The sequence below is a fragment of the uncultured Leptotrichia sp. genome (genome assembly GCF_938036635.1).
Classification (GTDB): domain Bacteria; phylum Fusobacteriota; class Fusobacteriia; order Fusobacteriales; family Leptotrichiaceae; genus Leptotrichia; species Leptotrichia hongkongensis.
The window spans coordinates 1-3,583 of the sequence record NZ_CALHQO010000272.1 but is presented as its reverse complement, the minus strand read 5'-3'; the positions used below and the strand labels follow the sequence as shown (position 1 = coordinate 3,583).

Annotated in this window: 3 protein-coding genes; all 3 read left to right on the top strand. The window is 32.8% G+C overall.

What is annotated here, in order from left to right; all coding sequences use genetic code 11:
- The first annotated feature begins 431 nt into the window (after nt 1-431).
- The 3 genes from rpsL (at nt 432) to fusA (ending at nt 3,544) form a co-directional block, all read left to right on the top strand.
- Complete coding sequence (gene rpsL / locus Q0370_RS05320) at nt 432-800, top strand: 30S ribosomal protein S12 (protein ID WP_006806098.1); 369 nt, start codon at nt 432-434, stop codon at nt 798-800.
- Nucleotides 801-832: 32 nt separating this feature from the next.
- Nucleotides 833-1,303 carry a 30S ribosomal protein S7 gene (gene rpsG, locus Q0370_RS05315; RefSeq protein ID WP_021744579.1) on the top strand — a complete coding sequence of 157 codons (471 nt, stop codon included), beginning with the start codon at nt 833-835 and terminating at the stop codon, nt 1,301-1,303.
- 156 nt (nt 1,304-1,459) lie between these two features.
- The gene (fusA, locus tag Q0370_RS05310; protein WP_299573065.1) at nt 1,460-3,544 is read left to right on the top strand and encodes an elongation factor G; all 2,085 of its coding nucleotides are present in this window, start codon (nt 1,460-1,462) and stop codon (nt 3,542-3,544) included.
- Nucleotides 3,545-3,583 lie beyond the last annotated feature (39 nt).

The following is a 3,583-nucleotide window of genomic DNA, read 5'->3' as shown; positions in this document are numbered from 1 at the left end:
TATTTTAAGGTATGAAGGGACAAGCCAGAATGGAAAATGGGAAATTCAGGAAGAAAATTTAAAATATTTTTTAAAATAAAAACTTCTTTGAAAAATTATTGAATAAAAATCTTTTATAGCCCTTGACAAAAGGGCTATTTTAGTATAGAATATTTAGGTTAGAACTCATAACTAAATTTTGAAAAATATATTATTTACTAAAATAATGTGTTTTGAAGTGAATTTTAGAGTAAATCGACATACTTAAAATAAGTATGCAGTTATGTTTGATAAAGTGATTTGCAAGAAAAGCAAAAAAAATTAAAAACTTTGTCAAATGCAGCTTTATCAAATGTAGATTGAAGAAATGAGCTTTATAAAAAGTTTTAGTTTTGAAAAATAACGCGAGAATTAAATATATAAATCAAAGAAATTTGAGAGGAGGAAAACAGATGCCTACTATTAATCAATTAGTAAGATTTGGTAGAAGTACAACTGAGAAAAAGAAAAAATCGCCTGCATTGAAAGGTAATCCACAAAAAAGAGGGGTTTGTGTAAGAGTATATACAACTACACCTAAAAAACCTAACTCAGCCTTAAGAAAGGTAGCAAGGGTTAAATTAGTAAATGGAATCGAAGTTACTGCTTATATTCCAGGAATCGGACACAACTTACAAGAACATAGTATCGTTCTTTTAAGAGGAGGAAGAACAAAAGATTTGCCGGGGGTTAGATATAAAATAATCAGAGGAGCATTGGATACAGCAGGAGTTGTAAACAGAAAACAAGGTAGATCAAGATACGGAGCGAAAAAAGGGTAATTAAATTTTAAAAAAGTAAGGAGGACAATTAAGTGTCAAGAAGAAGAAGAGCGGAAAGAAGAGATGTATTACCAGATTCTCAATTTAACGATAAAGTAGTAACTAAGTTCATTAATGGATTAATGAAAGATGGGAAAAAATCATTAGCTGAAAATATTTTTTATACAGCATTGCAACAAATAACTGAAGAAACTCAAGAAGAAGGAATTGAAGTTTTCAGAAGAGCAATGGAAAATGTAAGACCTCAATTAGAAGTAAGATCTAGAAGAATCGGAGGAGCAACTTACCAAGTACCAGTTGAAGTAAGAAAAGAAAGACAGCAAACATTAGCAATTAGATGGTTAGTTAGATATACAAGAGAAAGAAAAGAATATGGAATGGTTGCTAAACTTAAAAAAGAATTAATTGCAGCTGCCAACAATGAAGGTGGATCAATTAAGAAAAAAGAAGATACATATAAAATGGCTGAAGCAAACAGAGCGTTCGCACATTACAAATGGTAATCTTATTTGTTTGAAGAAATTTATTAAGTATTCAAAAAAAGTTATATTTTTACAAAATTCGTTTTTTCAGAACTGGATTTATAAAAATATTGTTTCAAATTTCAAATATACTTCTTAAATAAGAAGTAGCTTATAAAAATAAGGAGGAAAATTTAAATGGCAAGAAAAGTTGCTTTGAAAGATACTAGAAACATTGGTATCATGGCACATATAGACGCCGGAAAAACAACTACTACTGAAAGAATTTTGTTTTATACAGGTGTAAACCATAAAATCGGAGAAGTTCATGAAGGAGCTGCTACGATGGACTATATGGAACAAGAACAAGAAAGAGGAATCACAATTACATCAGCTGCAACAACAGCATTCTGGAATGGACATAGAATTAACATAATAGATACACCAGGCCACGTTGACTTTACAGTTGAGGTAGAAAGATCATTAAGAGTATTAGATGGAGCGGTTGCGGTATTCTCAGCAGTTGACGGAGTGCAACCTCAATCAGAAACAGTTTGGAGACAAGCTGACAAATATAACGTACCAAGAATGGCTTTCTTTAACAAAATGGATAGAGTCGGAGCAGACTTTAACATGTGTGTAAACGACATTAAAGAAAAATTAGGTGGAAATGGTGTACCAATCCAATTGCCAATTGGTGCAGAAGATAATTTTGAAGGAATTATCGACTTGGTAACAATGAAAGAATACCTATTTAAAGATGAAACTATGGGAGCTGATTATGAAGTTGTTGATATTAGGGCAGAGTTGTTAGATGATGCTCAAACAGCAAGAGAACACATGATTGAATCTGTAGTTGAAACTGATGATGAATTGATGGAAAAATACTTTGGAGGAGAAGAAATCTCTGAAGAAGAAATCAAAAAAGCTTTAAGATCTGCGACAATTGAAGGAACTGTTGTACCTGTATTGTGTGGAACAGCATTCAAAAATAAAGGGATTCAACCATTACTTGATGCAGTAGTTGCCTACATGCCATCACCACTAGATATTAATGATGGAAAAATTAATGGAACTGACCCTAAAACTGAAGAGCCTATTCAAAGAGAAATGGGAGATGATGCTCCGTTCTCAGCATTGGCGTTCAAAATCATTACAGATCCATTTGTTGGAAGATTATCATTCTTTAGAGTTTATTCAGGAGTGCTAGAAAAAGGATCTTATGTATTAAACTCAACAAAAGGTAAAAAAGAAAGAATGGGAAGATTGCTTCAAATGCACGCTAACAAAAGAGAAGAACTTGATGTAGTTTACTCTGGAGATATAGCTGCGGCAGTTGGACTAAAAGATACTACAACAGGAGATACATTGTGTGCTGAAAATGCTCCAATTATCCTTGAAAAAATGGAATTTCCTGATACAGTTATCCAAATTGCGGTAGAGCCAAAAACTAAAGCCGATCAGGAAAAAATGGGAACAGCTCTTTCAAAACTTGCAGAAGAAGATCCAACATTTAAAGTATCAACTAACCAAGAAACTGGACAAACACTTATTGCAGGAATGGGAGAGTTACACTTGGAAATCATCGTAGATAGAATGAAACGTGAATTCAAAGTGGAAGCAAATGTTGGTAAACCACAAGTTGCTTATAGAGAAACAATCAATGGATTAGCAGATATTGAAGAAAAATATGCAAAACAATCTGGAGGACGTGGACAATACGGACATGTTAAGATGAAAGTTGAAGCTAATCACGGAAAAGGTTACGAATTTATTAATGAAATTACTGGAGGAGCTATTCCGAGAGAATATATTCCAGCAGTAGATAAAGGAATTCAAGAAGCGTTAGAAGCAGGAGTTGTCGCAGGATACCCTGTTCAAGATATAAAAGTTACATTGTATGATGGATCTTACCATGAAGTCGATTCATCAGAAATGGCATTTAAAATAGCAGGTTCAATGGCAGTTAAAAAAGGACTTAGAGCTGCTAATCCAGTATTATTGGAACCAATCTTCAAAGTAGAAGTTACTACTCCAGAAGAATACATGGGAGACGTAATTGGAGATTTGAACTCAAGACGTGGACAAGTTTCAGGAATGACTGACAGAAATAATGCAAAAATTATTAGTGCAGAAGTACCTTTATCACAAATGTTCGGTTATGCAACTGACTTGAGATCGAAAACACAAGGAAGAGCATCTTACTCAATGGAATTTGAAAAATATGTAGAAGTTCCAAAAAACATTGCTCAACAAGTAATTGATGAAAGACAAGGAAAATAATAAAAATTTAAAATAACAATAAAAATCTTAAAAAAATTT

Excerpts from the sequence above, each read along its gene's own strand:
- rpsL (WP_006806098.1), top strand. The coding sequence starts at position 432 with ATGCCTACTATTAATCAATTAGTAAGATTTGGTAGAAGTACAACTGAG.
- fusA (WP_299573065.1), top strand. The coding sequence starts at position 1,460 with ATGGCAAGAAAAGTTGCTTTGAAAGATACTAGAAACATTGGTATCATG.